Consider the following 13,095-nt stretch of genomic DNA (forward strand, 5'->3'; position numbering starts at 1 on the left):
GTTCCGGCGGCCGGCCGGCGCCGTCGCTACGGCACGGTGCGCGAGACGACGTAGACCATCGGGTAGTTCGGGTCGGCCGTGTTCACGACGACGTCCTGGGTGGGTGCCGGGTTCTTCTGCTTGTGCGTCAGGCCCGACCAGGTGCCGGGGCCGGAGAACGTCCAGCCCGAGATCTTCCGGTCGCGGGTGGTGATGGTGACGTCGTCCTTCTTGAGGTCGCCGCGGTTGACGCCCATGCCTTCGAGGAAGCTGTCCAGGCCCGCGCTGTTGGTGCGGAACTGGACGTAGAGACGGCTGGTCTTCCAGTTGTTCGTCTCGTAGTAGGCGATCGTGTCGGCCGGGTGCGGCACCGGCACCTGGTAGAGCCGCCGCTGCACCTTGGACGGCCAGCCCTCGGTGAGGCCGGTCGCGGAGTACTTGGACTCCTTGTCCTTGCCGCTGTTGCGGCTCTGGTTGGCGGAGATCACCAGGTAGCCGGCCGGTACGCCGATCAGCAGCACGATGATCAGCAGGGTCAGTGCCCGCCGGCGCGCCTTGTGGCCCGGCGTCTCCGGCGGGCGGCGCGGTTCGTCCGGGGGCGCGGCCTGGCGGGGCAGTGCAGCGGTCATGCGGTGTCCCGGGTCCGGCGGGCCTCCGCGAACCGCTCGTACCGCTCGTGCCGCTCGACCCGGCGCCGCTTGGCGCGCCGGAACCGGCGGGCGACCAGGCGCGCGAGATCGGCGGCGCCGACCATGCCGGCCTCGGGGCCCAGCTGGGCGCGGGCGATCCTGGCCTCGGGCCGGTAGCCGCGGCCGGTGAGCTGGCGCTTGAACGCGTCCCGCGCGGGACCGATCAGCAGGTCGTCGGCGGCGCTGACGCCACCGCCGATGACGAAACAGGACGGGTCGAGGGCGGCGGCGAGGTTGGCGATGCCGACACCGAGCCACTGGCCGATGTCCTGGAGCAGTTCGACGCACATCGCGTCGCCCTCGCGGGCCAGCTCGGTGATCATCGGGCCGGAGATCTCGCCGATGTTGCCCTTGACGTGCTCGATGATCCCGTAGGCCACCGGGGAGTCGGCCTGGGCCAGCTCCTTGGCCTCGCGGACCAGCGCGTTGCCGGAGCTGTACTGCTCCCAGCAGCCGCGGTTGCCGCACGCGCAGCGGTGGCCGCCGGGCACCACCTGCATGTGGCCGAACTCGCCGGCGACGCCGAACTTGCCGCGCTTGACCTGGCCGTCCTCCAGGATCGCGCCGCCGATACCGGTGCCGAGCGTGATCATGACCAGGTGGTCCTCGCCGCGGCCGGCACCGAACCGCCACTCCGCCCAGGCGGCGGTGTTGGCGTCGTTGTCGACGAGGACGGGGACCGAGAGCCGGCCGGAGAGGCGGTCGCGCAGGGGTTCGTTGCGCCAGGACAGGTGCGGGGCGAACAGCACGCGGTTGCGGTCGGCGTCGACCCAGCCGGCCGCGCCGATGCCCACGGCGTGCACGTCGTGCCGGTCGGACAGGTCCAGGACCAGTTCGACGATCGTGTCCTCGACGACCTTCGGGCTCTTGGACTTGTCCGGGGTCTCCGTGCGGAGCTTCTCCAGGATGTTGCCGTCGGCGTCCACCACGCCCGCCATGACCTTGGTGCCGCCGATGTCGATGCCGACGGTGGGGACCCGGGGTGCCGTCAGGTGGGACCGGCGTTCCCTCGTCCCGACCGTGCGCAGGACGGGTGCTCGGCGGGAGCCTATGGGGGCGGTGAGGTCGCGGTAGGTGCTCATCGGGCTTGATTCTGCCGCACGGGGAGGAGTGACGCCGTTCGGGGGACATAAGGAAGGGTGCGTGCCCGTGCCGGGTGCGGGTGGGCGGCGGCTAGTCGCCCGGGTTCCCGGGGCCCGGGGTCCGCCGGAGTTCGTGGCGCAGTTCCTCCAGGTCGCTGCCGCCCGCCATCTGCCGGGTCAGCTCGTCCAGGGTGACCGAGTCGCGGTCGTGGCTGCCCGCCATCGTGCCCCTCCTCAGCAGCACGAACCTGTCCCCGACCAGGTAGGCGTGGTGCGGGTTGTGGGTGATCAACACAACACCCAGGCCCTGGTCGCGTGCCGCCGCCACGTACTTGAGGACCACGCCCGACTGCTTCACTCCGAGGGCCGCGGTCGGCTCGTCCAGGACGAGGACCTTGGCGCCGAAGTGGACGGCCCGCGCGATGGCCACGCACTGGCGTTCGCCGCCCGACAGGGTGCCGATCGGCTGGTCGACGTCGCGCAGGTCGATGCCCATGCGCAGGAGTTCGGCGCGGGTGGTGCGGCGCATGAAGTCGACGTCCAGGCGCTTGAACACGCCCGTGCGCGGCTCCGAGCCGAGGAAGAAGTTGCGCCACACCGGCATCAGGGGCACCACCGCGAGGTCCTGGTAGACGGTGGCGATGCCGCGGTCCAGGGCCTCGCGCGGGGAGCCGAGCACGGTCTCCTCGCCGTCGATGCGCAGGCTGCCGCCGTCGTGCCGGTGCAGACCCGCGATGATCTTGATCAGGGTGGACTTGCCGGCGCCGTTGTCGCCGAGGACGCAGGTGATCTCGCCCGCGTGGACCTCCAGCGATACCCCTTCCAGGGCGCGGACGCTGCCGTAGCGCTTGCTGACTCCGGTCAGCTGGACGAGGGTCATGCGGTGGCCTCCGCGCGCTTGCGGACCCAGGTGTTGAGCAGGGTCGCGAGGAGCAGCATCGCTCCGAGGAAGAACTTGAACCAGTCGGGGTTCCACTCGGCGAAGACGATGCCCTTGCTGGTCATGCCGAAGATGAGCGCCCCGACCGCGGAGCCGACCGCGCTGCCGTAGCCGCCGGTGATCAGGCAGCCGCCGATCACGGCCGCGATGATGTAGATCAGCTCGTTGCCGACGCCCTCGCCGGACTGGACGGCGTCGAAGGAGAAGAGCAGGTGCTGGCCGGAGATCCAGGCGCCGAACGCCACTCCCGTGTACAGGCCGATCTTGGTCCTGGCGACCGGGACGCCGACCGCGCGGGCCGCGTCCGGGTTGCCGCCGACCGCGAAGATCCAGTTGCCGGCGCGGGTGCGCAGCAGGATCCAGGAGGCGATCGCGACCAGGGCGAGCCACCAGATGATCGTGATCTTGAAGTCGACGCCGCCCACGGTGAGGGTCGAGGCGAAGACCGCGCGGGCCGACCGGAAGCCCTCCATGTCGGCGATCGTCTTGGTGGAGACCGTGCCGTCGACCAGCTTGGTGAAGCCGAGGTTCATGCCGGTGAGCATGAGGAAGGTGCCCAGGGTGACGATGAAGCTGGGCAGCTTGGTGCGGGTGAGCACGAAGCCGTTGAAGGCGCCGACGGCGAGGGTCACGAGCAGCGAGACGCCCACGCCGACCCAGGTGTTCGCCGTCATCTGGTAGCTGAACATCGAGGAGATCAGCGCGGAGGACGTCACCAGGACGCCCGCCGAGAGGTCGAACTCCCCGCCGATCATCAGCAGCGCGACCGGTACGGCCATGATGCCGATCGTCGAGGAGGCGTAGAGGACGGTGCTGATGCTCGACGCGCGCAGGAAGCCGTCGGCCGCCACGGCGAAGAAGAGGAGGACGGCGAGGGCGCCGACGACCGAGCCCAGCTCCGGACGGGACAGGAGCCTGCGCAGCGGAGAGGTCTGCAGAATCCTTTCGTCAGGAGCCTGTTCCACGGCGGCGCTCATCGGGTGCCCCGCTCGGTGTACCGCGCCAGCTCGGCCGCCTGGTCCTTGGTGACGATCTGCGGGCCGGTGAGCACCGGCCGGCCGCCGCCGAGGACGTCGCCGTTGTACTTGTAGAGCCACAGCAGGTCGACCGCCTGGTAGCCCTGGAGGTAGGGCTGCTGGTCCACGGCGAAGCCGAGGGTGCCGTCCTTCAGTTCGGCGGCGACCTTGGCGTTGAGGTCGAAGGTGTCGACCTCGGCGCGGCTGCCGGCGTCCGTCCTCGCCTGCACGGCGGTGTCGGCGTACGGCGCCCCGAGCGTGACGACGGCGTCGACGGACCGGTCCGCCTGGAGCTTGGCCTCGATCGAGGACTGCACGTCGGGCATGTTCGTGCCGTTGACGTAGAGGTTCTCGACCTCGCCGTGGAAGGTCTTCGCGACGCCCGCGCAGCGCTGCTCGTGGCCGACGTTGCCCTGCTCGTGCAGGACGCACAGGACCCGCTTCCGGCCGCGCCGGTTCAGCTCGTCGCCGACCGCCTGGCCCGCGACGGTCTCGTCCTGGCCGATGTGCGTGAGGGCGCCGAAGGCCTTGGACTCCTCGGAGCCGGAGTTCACGGTGATCACCGGGATGCCGGCCTTCTCGGCCCGGGCCACGGCCGCCCTGAGCGCGTCGGGCTTGGCGAGGGTGACGATGATGCCGTCGACCTTCTTGTCCACCGCCGCGTCCACGAGCTGCGCCTGCTGCTGGGCCTCGTCGTCGTGCGAGTAGAGGAAGTTGATGTTGTCCTTGCGCGCGGCCTGCTTCGCACCGCTCTGCACGATGTCCCAGAAGGTGTCGCCGTCCCCCGAGTGCGTGATCATCGCGAAGGTCCAGCGGGGGGTGTTCACCGCCGCCCGTCCCTGGGCGGCCGCCGCGCTGCGGGCGTCCTCCGCCCGCTTGCCGCCGGTACTGCTGCATCCCGCGAGGGTGACGCCGAGCGCCACCGCCACCGCGGTGCCCACCCAGGTCCGAAACCGTGCCACGAGGCCGTGCCCTCCTTGCCGTGCTCATACGTGCGAGTGGGGCGGGCAAGGCTCACCGTGGGTGACCACCGACGGCGACCTCACCTGCCCCAAAAGCCTCAGTATCGAACATGGGGACACTCCGGACGGCGGCGGGCCGCACTCCGCGTCCGCCTTGTCCGGACATTGCGACTAACGCGGCGTCAAGGAACGGGGCGCGGTCAGGACCGTACGAGCAGCTGGAACTCGAAGGAGTAGCGGCTCGGCCGGTAGATGTGGTCGCCGTACTCGACGGCACGGCCGGTGTCGTCGTACGTGGTGCGCCGCATGGTCAGCAGCGGGGCGCCCTCGGGCTCGGTGAGCCGCTCGGCCTCGGCGGCTGCGGCGCCGCGGGCGCCGATGGACTGGCGGGCGCTGTGCAGGGTGATCCCGGCGGCCCGCATCAGCCGGTACAGGCCGGTCGCCTCCAGCCGGCCGGTGTCCAGGTCGAGCAGGCCGGACGGCAGGTAGTTGGTCAGGTAGGCCATCGGCTCGCCGTGCGCCAGCCGCAGCCGCTCCACCCGGCACACCTCGGTGCCCTCGGCGACCGAGAGCGCGGCGGCGACCTCGGCGGAGGCCGGGACGATGGTGTTGACCAGCACCTTCGTCGCGGGGCGCTGGCCGGCCGACTCCAGGTCGTCGTAGAGGCTGCTGAGCTCCAGCGGGCGCTTGACCTGGCTGTGCACGACCTGGGTGCCGACACCGCGGCGACGCACCAGCAGGCCCTTGTCGACGAGCGACTGAATGGCCTGGCGGACGGTCGGACGGGACAGACCGAGCCGCGCCGCGAGCTCGATCTCGTTGCCGAGCAGGCTGCCGGGAGTGAGCGAGCCGTGCTCGATGGCCGCCTCCAGCTGCTGCGCGAGCTGGTAGTACAAGGGCACCGGAGAGCTCCGGTCCACCCTCAGGTCGAGCGGCACGGTCGGGTCCACATCTGGTTTCGGCACGGGCCCGAGCGTATCCCCGTGACGGGTTGACGGGAAGTTGTGTGGTCCGATTGTCCGGACATACGGATTGACAGCGCACCGGGTGCACCACCACCTTGTTCCCATGCGCATCGGGGTCATCGGTACGGGCCGCATCGGAACCATTCATGCGACCACGCTCAGCCGTCATCGCGAGGTCGGGTCGCTGATCCTCTCGGACGCCGACCCGGCGCGGGCGCAGGATCTGGCGCACCGCCTCGGGGAGACGGCGGCGCCCGGGGCGGACGAGATCTTCCGGTGGGGCGTGGACGCGGTGGTGATCACCACGGCGACCTCGGCGCACGCCGACCTGATCGGGCGGGCCGCGCGGTCCGGGCTCCCGGTCTTCTGCGAGAAGCCCATCGCCCTCGACCTGCCGGGCACCCTGCACGCCCTGGCGGAGGTGGAGCGGGCCGGGACGGTGTTGCAGATGGGCTTCCAGCGGCGCTTCGACAAGGGGTACGCGGGTGCCAGGGAGGCGGTGCGCTCGGGCCGGCTCGGGCGGCTGCACACCGTGCGGGCGCTGACCTCCGACCAGTCGCCGCCCCCGCCGGAGTGGCTGCCGCTGTCCGGCGGGCTGTTCCGAGACACGCTGATCCACGACTTCGACGTGCTGCGCTGGGTGACCGGGCGCGAGGTCGTCGACGTGTACGCGACCGGTTCGGACGCCGGGCCGGGCATGTTCCGCGAGGCCGGGGACGTGGACACCGGCGCGGCCCTGCTCACGCTGGACGACGGCACGCTCGCCACCACCACCGCAACCCGGCTGAACGGCGCCGGGTACGACGTGCGGATGGAGCTGTCCGGCGAGCGCGACACCGTCGTGGTGGGCCTGGACGACCGGACGCCGGTGGCCTCCACCGAGCCGACCGGACCGCCGCCCGCGGACAAGCCGTGGCCCGGTTTCCTGGAACGGTTCGGGCCCGCCTACGAGGCCGAGCTGTGCGCCTTCGTCGACGTGGTGCGCGGCGGGCTCGCCAACCCCTGCGACGGGCGCGAGGCGCTCCAGGCGCTGCGAATCGCGGAGGCCTGCGAGATCTCCCGGCACGAGCGGCGCCCGGTGGCGCTCACGGAGATCCCGGACACGGCCTAGGGGATCGCCCGGGCCGGCCGGGCAACCAGAGCGGGTCACGCCGGGTCCCCAGGCCCGTCGCGTGGGGACACCATGCCCGTTCCGCGCCAGGGAGCCGTCTGCGAAAAGCGATGTTCGACGGCACTCGCGCTGCCGCGACGACGGCGCCCGAGGAACGGCGGTGGAGCGGCGGACGACTTCGCCCTGCCCCTTCCGCCCGGCGCGGGCGGCATTCTGCGTGAGGTGCTCGATCCGACCGGTTCGCCCCTCGCGACGGCGGACGTCACCGTCACCGCCCTGGACACCCATCGCGTGGTCGCCCGCGGAACGACCGACCAGAGCGTGTCTCCTCGCCAGGTGGCCGGTTGACGCGCCGTGCCCGCGGCCCCGGCGGGTGCGGGCGCGCCGGCTACCAGCGCACCGGCAGGGTCCGCACCCCTCTCATCAGCGTGCCCGGCAGCCACTCGCCGTGCGGGCCGTCCAGGGCCAGGTCCGGGGCGCGCTCCAGGAGGGCGCGCAGGGCCGTGCGGCTCTCCAGGCGGGCCAGCGGCGCGCCCAGGCAGAAGTGGATGCCGTGGCCGAAGGCGAGGTGGCCGCGGTTGTCGCGGCGGATGTCGAAGCGGTCGGGCTCGGGGTAGCGGGCGCCGTCGCGGTCGGCGGCGGTGAGCCCGATCATCACCGCGTCGCCCTGGCCGATGGCGGTGCCGGCGATCTCCAGGGGCTCGGCCGCGTACCGGTACGTCGCATTCTCCACCGGGCCCTCCCAGCGCAGGATCTCCTCGACCGCGCCGTCCAGCAGGCTCGGATCGGCACGCAGGTCGGCGAGCTGGTCGGGGTGGGTGAGCAGGGCGAGCACGCCGTTGCCGATCAGGTTGACGGTGGTCTCGTGGCCGGCGATCAGCAGCACGTAGGCCATGCCGCGCAGTTCGTCGGCGGAGAGCCGGTCGCCGTCCTCGGCGGTGGTGCGGATCAGCTCGCTGAGCAGGTCGTCGCCCGGTCCCGCGCACCGCTTGTCCTCGATCAGCTCGCGCAGGTATCCGCCGAGTTCCACGAACGCGTCGTACTCGTTGCCCGGGCGGGCGGAGCCGACCACCTCGTTGGAGAGCTTCCGGAACCGGGCGCGGTCCAGCTCGGGGACGCCGAGCAGTTCGCTGATCACCGTGATCGGCAGGGGGTAGGCGAGGGCGTCGATGAGATCGGCGCGGCCCCGCGGCAGCATCTCGTCGAGCAGGCGGTCGGTGATCTCGCGGATCCGCGGCTCCAGGGCGGCCACCCGGCGGGCGGTGAACGCGCGCGTGATGAGCCCGCGCAGCCGGGTGTGCTGGGGCGGGTCGGTGACCAGCAGATACCTGCCGATCAGGTCCTCGTCGAGGAACGTGAAGCCGATCTTGCCGGTGTCCTTGACCAGCCGCGCGTCGGCCAGGGCGGCGCGGGCCTGGTCGTACCCGACGACCAGCCAGGTCTCGTGGTAGGCGTCGGGCAGCGGCCAGCGCACCCGGTGCACCGGGCCGCGCTCGCGCAGCCGTGCGTACACCGTGTGCGGGTCGCTGCGCAGAGCGTCGCCGTACACGCCGAGGTCGGTCACCTGCATGCCCACTCCCCCTTCAGGAGGTCCCCGAGGCCGTCCCGTACCCGGAGAACGACCGGGCCGCCCCGCCGGTGCCCCTATTCGTCGAGCAGTCCCGCGTCGTAGGCGAGCAGCGCGATCTGGACGCGGTTGTTCAGGCCGAGCTTGGCGAGGATGCGTGAGACGTGGGTCTTGACGGTGGCCACGCTCATGAACAGGACGGTGGCGATCTCGGCGTTGGCGAGGCCCCGGCCGACCCCGACGGCGACCTCGCGTTCGCGGTCGTTGAGGGCGGCGAGCCGGTCACGCGCGCGTGCCTGCCGGGTGTCGGCCCGGGTGCCCGCCGCGTGCCGCATCAGCTGGCGGGTGACGGCGGGCGACAGGACGGGGTCGCCGGCCGCGACCCGGCGCACGGCCTCCACGATCTCGGCGGGCGGGGTGTCCTTGAGGACGAACCCGGCGGCGCCCGCGCGCAGCGCGTGCAGCACCTGTTCGTCGGCGTGGAAGGTGGTCAGGACGACGACCTGCGGGGCGTCCGCACGCGCGCGCAGCCGCTCGGTGGCGGTGAGCCCGTCCACGGACGGCATGCGGATGTCCATCAGGACGACGTCCGGGCGGGTGCGGTCGACGAGCGCCTCGGCCTCGCCGCCGTCGGCGCACTCCCCGACGATCTCGATGTCCCCGGCCCCGCCCATCATCAGGGACAGACCCGCCCGCACCAGCGGGTCGTCGTCGACGAGCAGCACTCTGATCGTTGTCATGGCTCCAACGTAATCACGCGGGGACGACGGCAGGTGAGCGTCCGGTCGGCGGGCGTCGCCGGTCAGGCGGCGCCCCAGGGCAGCCAGGCCCGTACCTCGAAGCCGCCGTCGCCGGTGGCCCGGTGCGCCAGCCGGCCGCCGGCCAGCGTCGCACGTTCGGTCAGGCCGATCAGTCCCTGTCCGGAGCCCGGGACGTGCGGGACCTCGGCCTCCGGGGCGGGGTTGCGCACGGTGATGTCCAGGCCGTCTCCCGGGGCTCCGGTGACGCGCACGGTGACCTCGGTGCCGGGAGCGTGCTTGCGGGCGTTGGTGAGGCCCTCCTGGGCGATGCGGTAGGCGGTGCGGCCCACCGAGGCGGGGACGGCCGACGGGTCGCCCACGTGGGTGTCGAGGGTGACCTTCATGCCGGCCTGCCGGGACTCGCCGACGAGGGTGTCGAGGGCGGCGAGCGTGGGCTGCGGGCGGCCGCCGGCCTCGTCACCGTCGGCGGCGCGCAGGACTCCGATGATCTCGCGCAGGTCCTGGAGGGCCTCGTGGGCGCTCTCGCGGATCACCCCGGCGGCCCGGGCGATCTCCTCCCGGGGCGCGTCCGGCCGGAACTCCAGGGCTCCGGCGTGCACGCTCAGCAGGGTCAGCCGGTGGGCGAGGACGTCGTGCATCTCGCGGGCGATGGCCTCGCGGGCCAGCCGCTGGGCACGTTCCGCGCGCAGCCCGGCCTCGGTCTCGGCGCGCCGGGCCCGGTCGCGCAGGCTGACCATCAGCTGCCGCTTGGAGCGCACGAACATGCCGAGGCTGATGGTCAGCAGGGTGAAGAGCACGACCAGGACGACGACGGCCGGGTAGGGCAGGTCGGGGTCGGGGCGCAGCCAGTAGAAGAGCGGCACCAGCGCGAGGTCGGCACCGGCGATCCAGGCGACGTACCGGAACGGGCGGTGCACGGCGAGCGTGAACAGCGCCACCATGGCGGCGCCGCCCGCGGTGTCGGAGAGGAAGCCCACCGGGACCATGGCGATGGCCAGGCCCGTCGGCCAGCGGCGGCGCAGCCAGACCGCCGCGCAGGCCAGACCGCCGATCAACTGGTCGGCGACGGCGAGGCCGTGCGAGACGTTCGGGTCCTGCCGCATGGTGTTGGCGGCGGCCATGCCCAACAGCACGGCGAGCACGAAGCTGCTGAAGTCGACGAGCCAGTCCCGGGCCGTGCGCCTGGGGCGCCGGCCGGCCGGACCGGCGTCGGGTTCGAGTTCGTGGATCACGGCGGACGGGAAGAGCCACCGCCGCCGCTCGAACGTGTGTACCGAGATGTCACCGCTCACGGTCGACAAATCTACGCACGACCGGTCCGCGTCACCTCCCCGCGCACGAAATCACCGACCGAAGTCGGGCACGCGACGACTTTCGGCGCGTCACGCGCGCGTGACGGCGGACTTCCGGCGGCCACGGCTCACCTCGCGGCCGATGGCGTGGAGGGAGGCCGCGGGGCGAGAGTCGTGCCGTGAAACAGGTGCTGGAACTGCTCGGCTTCGTCGCTCTGGTCCAGGGGGTGCTGGGCCTGCTGCACGAGTTCACCCACTGGCACGGGGGACTCCTGCGGCGGCTCGGCTTCCTCGACGGTTACGGCGTCTACGCGAGCGTCGCGCTGGTCGTGCTGGCGATCGCGCTGTTCGCCGTCGCGGAGAGCCGGAGGTCCGGCTGAACGACGGACCCGGCCTCCGGCCGTCCGGTCACCCCGGCCGGGTGCAAGGCAGCCGTGCTCACTTTCGCACCACGCCCTGGTTGCGCCGCGGGCCGGGGCCGCCCTCCTGCTCGGGGCCCAGGTTCTCCTGGTGCAGGGCGCCGACGAGGTTTCCGCAGGCTTCGGCGCGGCTGACGCCGGCCGCCGTTTCACGGTCGGTCCGGGGCCGCCCAGGTCGGGGTCGACATGGTCGTGGAAACGGGGCGGAAGACCGCTGCCGAACCGACGCTCCCGGACGGCTCCCCATCCTGACGGAACGCTCTTCACACCCTCGCGTCACGTCACCCCGTGTGCGTCGAGAACAGTCCGCCCGTCGGCCCCTGCTTGTCGCCGCCCTGGGCCTTCTTCAGGGCGTTGGCGAGGCTCTCGATGGTCAGGGACTGCAGGATCACCCGGCCGTTGCCCTCCAGGGTGGCCAGGGACAGGCCCTCGCCGCCGAACACGGCGTTCATCAGGCCCTGGCGGTTGAGGCCGCCGACGCGCTGCACGCCGTACTGGATGCCCTCCTCGAAGGCGACGACACAGCCCGTGTCGACCTCGATACGGCCGCCGAAGTCGGCGGGGTTGAGATCGATGAAGTTGCCCGCGCCGGCGATGATCACGGTGCCCTGGCCGGTGAACTTCTCCAGGATGAAGCCCTCGCCGCCGCTCATGCCGGTGCGGCCGCCCTGGAAGGCGATGCCGAACTCGACGGTGGACTCGGCCGCCACGAAGGCGTCCTTCTCGGCGAACCACGCGCGCGTGCCGTTGAGTTCCAGGGCGCGCATCTCGCCGGGCAGCACGCCCGCGAAGCCGACCGTGCCCTCGCCGCCCTGCGCGCTGAAGTACTGGAACGCCATCGACTCGCCGGCGAGCATGCGCTGGCCGACCTGCATGGCGGTGCCCATGGCCTGGCGCAGCATGCCGCCCATGCCGCCGCCGCCCTGCTGCTGCCCGCCGCCGGGACCGCTGAGCCGGGTCTCCATGGTCACGTTCGTGGTCTTGAACAGGAACTTCCCGGCCTCGCAGTAGACGGTCTGGCCGGGGTGCAGGTTGACGACCGCCATCTGCATGGCGTTGCCGACGATCTCTTGCTGAAGGGTCACGGCAGAAGAACGTAGCCGACGGCCCCGCGGTTCCCTCCGCCCGCCCCGCCGGGCGGCGGGGCGGGCGGAGGCAGGGGGGTCAGGACAGCTCGCGGTGGAGCGCGGTCAGGGCCGCCGCGCCGGCCTCGGTCGGCGTGCCGAACAGCCGCAGCCGGGAGATCCCGCCGTCCGGGAAGATGTCCACGCGCGCGTGCGTGCCCACCGCCGGGGAGGTTAGGACAAAGCGGTGGTTCGTGTCCGGCTGGAGGCGAGTGCGCGGAAGGATCTCCCGCCACTCGCCGTCCTCGCCGTCGCGCACCGACACCGACGCCCAGCCGGCGCTGTTGCCCTTCAGGTACGCCGTGTCGATCTCGACCGCCCGGATCTCGGACTGGGCCGCCACCCGGTAGCGGATCCAGTCGTTGCCCTGGTCGCGGCGGCGGCGGGTCTCCCAGCCGTCGTCCATCTTGCGGGAGCGGCCCGGCTGGATGGTGTTGGTGGCCGGCGAGTAGAAGAGGTCGGAGGCGTCCTCGACGCGGCCGCCGTTCTCCAGCGCGAGCACGTCGAAGGTGCCGAGCACGCGGAGCCACTCGGGGTCCGGGACGACCTCGCCGTACACGCGCAGGCGGGCGATGCCGCCGTCGGGGTGCTGGTTGACGCGCAGGTGCGTGAAGCGCTGTTCGACGGAGACGGCGAAGCCGTTCGCCGCGTGGCCGCCGACCGGTGTGCGCGGGACCAGCGTCGTCCACTTCACGTCGTCGCCGAGGAGTTCCTCCGGGGACGGCGAGCCCGGCACCGACGTGCCCTCGACCGACACCGCCTGCGGGTAGTTGCCGCGGAAGTGGGCCGTGTCGACGACGATGCCGCGGACGACACCGGGGGCGCCGAGACGGACCAGCGCCCAGTCGTGGTCCTCGGCCGTCGGCCAGGGGTGGCCGGCCGAGGCGCCGCGGCGGCGGCGCGTCTCCCAGCCGTCCATGACCTTGCCCTTGTGCCCGAAGTGCTCGGGGTCGAACTCGGCCCGTCCCGGCACCAGCAGGTTCTCCCGCTGGGCGAAGAACTCGTCGTTGGCGGCGATGACCCCGGCGCCGAGCTGCCGGTCGGCGAGGTTCGCGTACCGGGTGAAGGGGAGGTCCGCGGTGCGGTAGTCGGCGTACGGGTCGCCGCCGGAGTAGGGGTGCGCGTCGCCGGTGAAGGTCGGGATCGCCGTCAAAGAAGGTCGTCCTCTCGGGTGTCGGCCGCTGCGGG

The 13,095-nt window shown here is 72.4% G+C and carries 14 protein-coding genes; 3 read left to right on the forward strand and 11 right to left on the reverse strand.

Features of this window, described 5'->3' with window-relative positions:
- Positions 1–26: 26 nt before the first annotated feature.
- The 6 genes from ACIRQ9_RS29405 to ACIRQ9_RS29430 form a co-directional block, all read right to left on the reverse strand.
- A complete protein-coding gene (locus ACIRQ9_RS29405) occupies positions 27–608 on the reverse strand; it encodes a sugar kinase (protein WP_404179898.1) in 582 nt (193 codons plus the stop codon).
- Positions 605–1,750 carry an ROK family glucokinase gene (locus ACIRQ9_RS29410; RefSeq protein WP_351315466.1) on the reverse strand — a complete coding sequence of 382 codons (1,146 nt, stop codon included), beginning with the start codon at positions 1,748–1,750 and terminating at the stop codon, positions 605–607. Before ACIRQ9_RS29410 ends, ACIRQ9_RS29405 begins: the two co-directional genes overlap by 4 nt.
- Positions 1,751–1,841: 91 nt before the next feature.
- Positions 1,842–2,630 (reverse strand): ATP-binding cassette domain-containing protein, encoded by a 789-nt coding sequence (locus tag ACIRQ9_RS29415; protein WP_404179902.1) that lies wholly within the window; start codon positions 2,628–2,630, stop codon positions 1,842–1,844.
- On the reverse strand, positions 2,627–3,667 hold the full coding sequence (locus ACIRQ9_RS29420; protein ID WP_404179905.1) for an ABC transporter permease: 1,041 nt from the start codon (positions 3,665–3,667) through the stop codon (positions 2,627–2,629). Before ACIRQ9_RS29420 ends, ACIRQ9_RS29415 begins: the two co-directional genes overlap by 4 nt.
- Positions 3,664–4,668: a sugar ABC transporter substrate-binding protein gene (locus tag ACIRQ9_RS29425; RefSeq protein ID WP_404179908.1), complete on the reverse strand. Its 1,005-nt coding sequence runs from the start codon at positions 4,666–4,668 to the stop codon at positions 3,664–3,666. The genes ACIRQ9_RS29420 and ACIRQ9_RS29425 overlap by 4 nt, the downstream gene beginning before the upstream one ends.
- 200 nt (positions 4,669–4,868) lie before the next feature.
- Positions 4,869–5,606: a GntR family transcriptional regulator gene (locus tag ACIRQ9_RS29430; RefSeq protein WP_404180059.1), complete on the reverse strand. Its 738-nt coding sequence runs from the start codon at positions 5,604–5,606 to the stop codon at positions 4,869–4,871.
- A gap of 130 nt (positions 5,607–5,736) precedes the next feature.
- On the opposite strand from ACIRQ9_RS29430, the gene ACIRQ9_RS29435 reads away from it, so the two are divergent.
- Both ACIRQ9_RS29435 and ACIRQ9_RS29440 read left to right on the forward strand, forming a co-directional pair.
- Positions 5,737–6,744 carry a Gfo/Idh/MocA family oxidoreductase gene (locus tag ACIRQ9_RS29435; protein WP_404179911.1) on the forward strand — a complete coding sequence of 336 codons (1,008 nt, stop codon included), beginning with the start codon at positions 5,737–5,739 and terminating at the stop codon, positions 6,742–6,744.
- A gap of 222 nt (positions 6,745–6,966) precedes the next feature.
- The gene (locus tag ACIRQ9_RS29440; protein WP_404179915.1) at positions 6,967–7,092 is read left to right on the forward strand and encodes a hypothetical protein; all 126 of its coding nucleotides are present in this window, start codon (positions 6,967–6,969) and stop codon (positions 7,090–7,092) included.
- A gap of 40 nt (positions 7,093–7,132) precedes the next feature.
- On the opposite strand, the gene ACIRQ9_RS29445 is transcribed toward ACIRQ9_RS29440, so the two are convergent.
- The 3 genes from ACIRQ9_RS29445 to ACIRQ9_RS29455 all read right to left on the reverse strand — a co-directional run bounded on the left by ACIRQ9_RS29445 (position 7,133) and on the right by ACIRQ9_RS29455 (position 10,373).
- Positions 7,133–8,314: a cytochrome P450 gene (locus ACIRQ9_RS29445; protein ID WP_404179918.1), complete on the reverse strand. Its 1,182-nt coding sequence runs from the start codon at positions 8,312–8,314 to the stop codon at positions 7,133–7,135.
- 74 nt (positions 8,315–8,388) lie between these two features.
- A complete protein-coding gene (locus ACIRQ9_RS29450; protein WP_404179921.1) occupies positions 8,389–9,051 on the reverse strand; it encodes a response regulator in 663 nt (220 codons plus the stop codon).
- A gap of 62 nt (positions 9,052–9,113) precedes the next feature.
- On the reverse strand, positions 9,114–10,373 hold the full coding sequence (locus ACIRQ9_RS29455; RefSeq protein ID WP_404179924.1) for a histidine kinase: 1,260 nt from the start codon (positions 10,371–10,373) through the stop codon (positions 9,114–9,116).
- Positions 10,374–10,543: 170 nt separating this feature from the next.
- Here ACIRQ9_RS29455 and ACIRQ9_RS29460 point away from each other — a divergent pair, with 170 nt between their 5' ends.
- Positions 10,544–10,744 (forward strand): hypothetical protein, encoded by a 201-nt coding sequence (locus ACIRQ9_RS29460; RefSeq protein WP_404179927.1) that lies wholly within the window; start codon positions 10,544–10,546, stop codon positions 10,742–10,744.
- Between the two features lie 320 nt (positions 10,745–11,064).
- Here the strand turns inward: ACIRQ9_RS29460 and ACIRQ9_RS29465 are convergent, their stop codons facing one another.
- Complete coding sequence (locus ACIRQ9_RS29465) at positions 11,065–11,868, reverse strand: AIM24 family protein (protein ID WP_404179930.1); 804 nt, start codon at positions 11,866–11,868, stop codon at positions 11,065–11,067.
- Between the two features lie 79 nt (positions 11,869–11,947).
- A complete protein-coding gene (alc, locus tag ACIRQ9_RS29470) occupies positions 11,948–13,060 on the reverse strand; it encodes an allantoicase (RefSeq protein WP_404179933.1) in 1,113 nt (370 codons plus the stop codon).
- Between the last annotated feature and the right edge of the window lie 35 nt (positions 13,061–13,095).

It is taken from the genome of Streptomyces sp. NPDC101237 (assembly GCF_044767465.1).
Taxonomy (GTDB): Bacteria; Actinomycetota; Actinomycetes; order Streptomycetales; family Streptomycetaceae; genus Streptomyces; species Streptomyces gramineus.

Excerpts from the sequence above, each read along its gene's own strand:
- ACIRQ9_RS29445 (WP_404179918.1), bottom strand. The coding sequence starts at position 8,314 with ATGCAGGTGACCGACCTCGGCGTGTACGGCGACGCTCTGCGCAGCGAC.
- ACIRQ9_RS29450 (WP_404179921.1), bottom strand. The coding sequence starts at position 9,051 with ATGACAACGATCAGAGTGCTGCTCGTCGACGACGACCCGCTGGTGCGG.
- ACIRQ9_RS29420 (WP_404179905.1), bottom strand. The coding sequence starts at position 3,667 with ATGAGCGCCGCCGTGGAACAGGCTCCTGACGAAAGGATTCTGCAGACC.
- ACIRQ9_RS29410 (WP_351315466.1), bottom strand. The coding sequence starts at position 1,750 with ATGAGCACCTACCGCGACCTCACCGCCCCCATAGGCTCCCGCCGAGCA.
- ACIRQ9_RS29405 (WP_404179898.1), bottom strand. The coding sequence starts at position 608 with ATGACCGCTGCACTGCCCCGCCAGGCCGCGCCCCCGGACGAACCGCGC.
- ACIRQ9_RS29435 (WP_404179911.1), top strand. The coding sequence starts at position 5,737 with ATGCGCATCGGGGTCATCGGTACGGGCCGCATCGGAACCATTCATGCG.
- ACIRQ9_RS29415 (WP_404179902.1), bottom strand. The coding sequence starts at position 2,630 with ATGACCCTCGTCCAGCTGACCGGAGTCAGCAAGCGCTACGGCAGCGTC.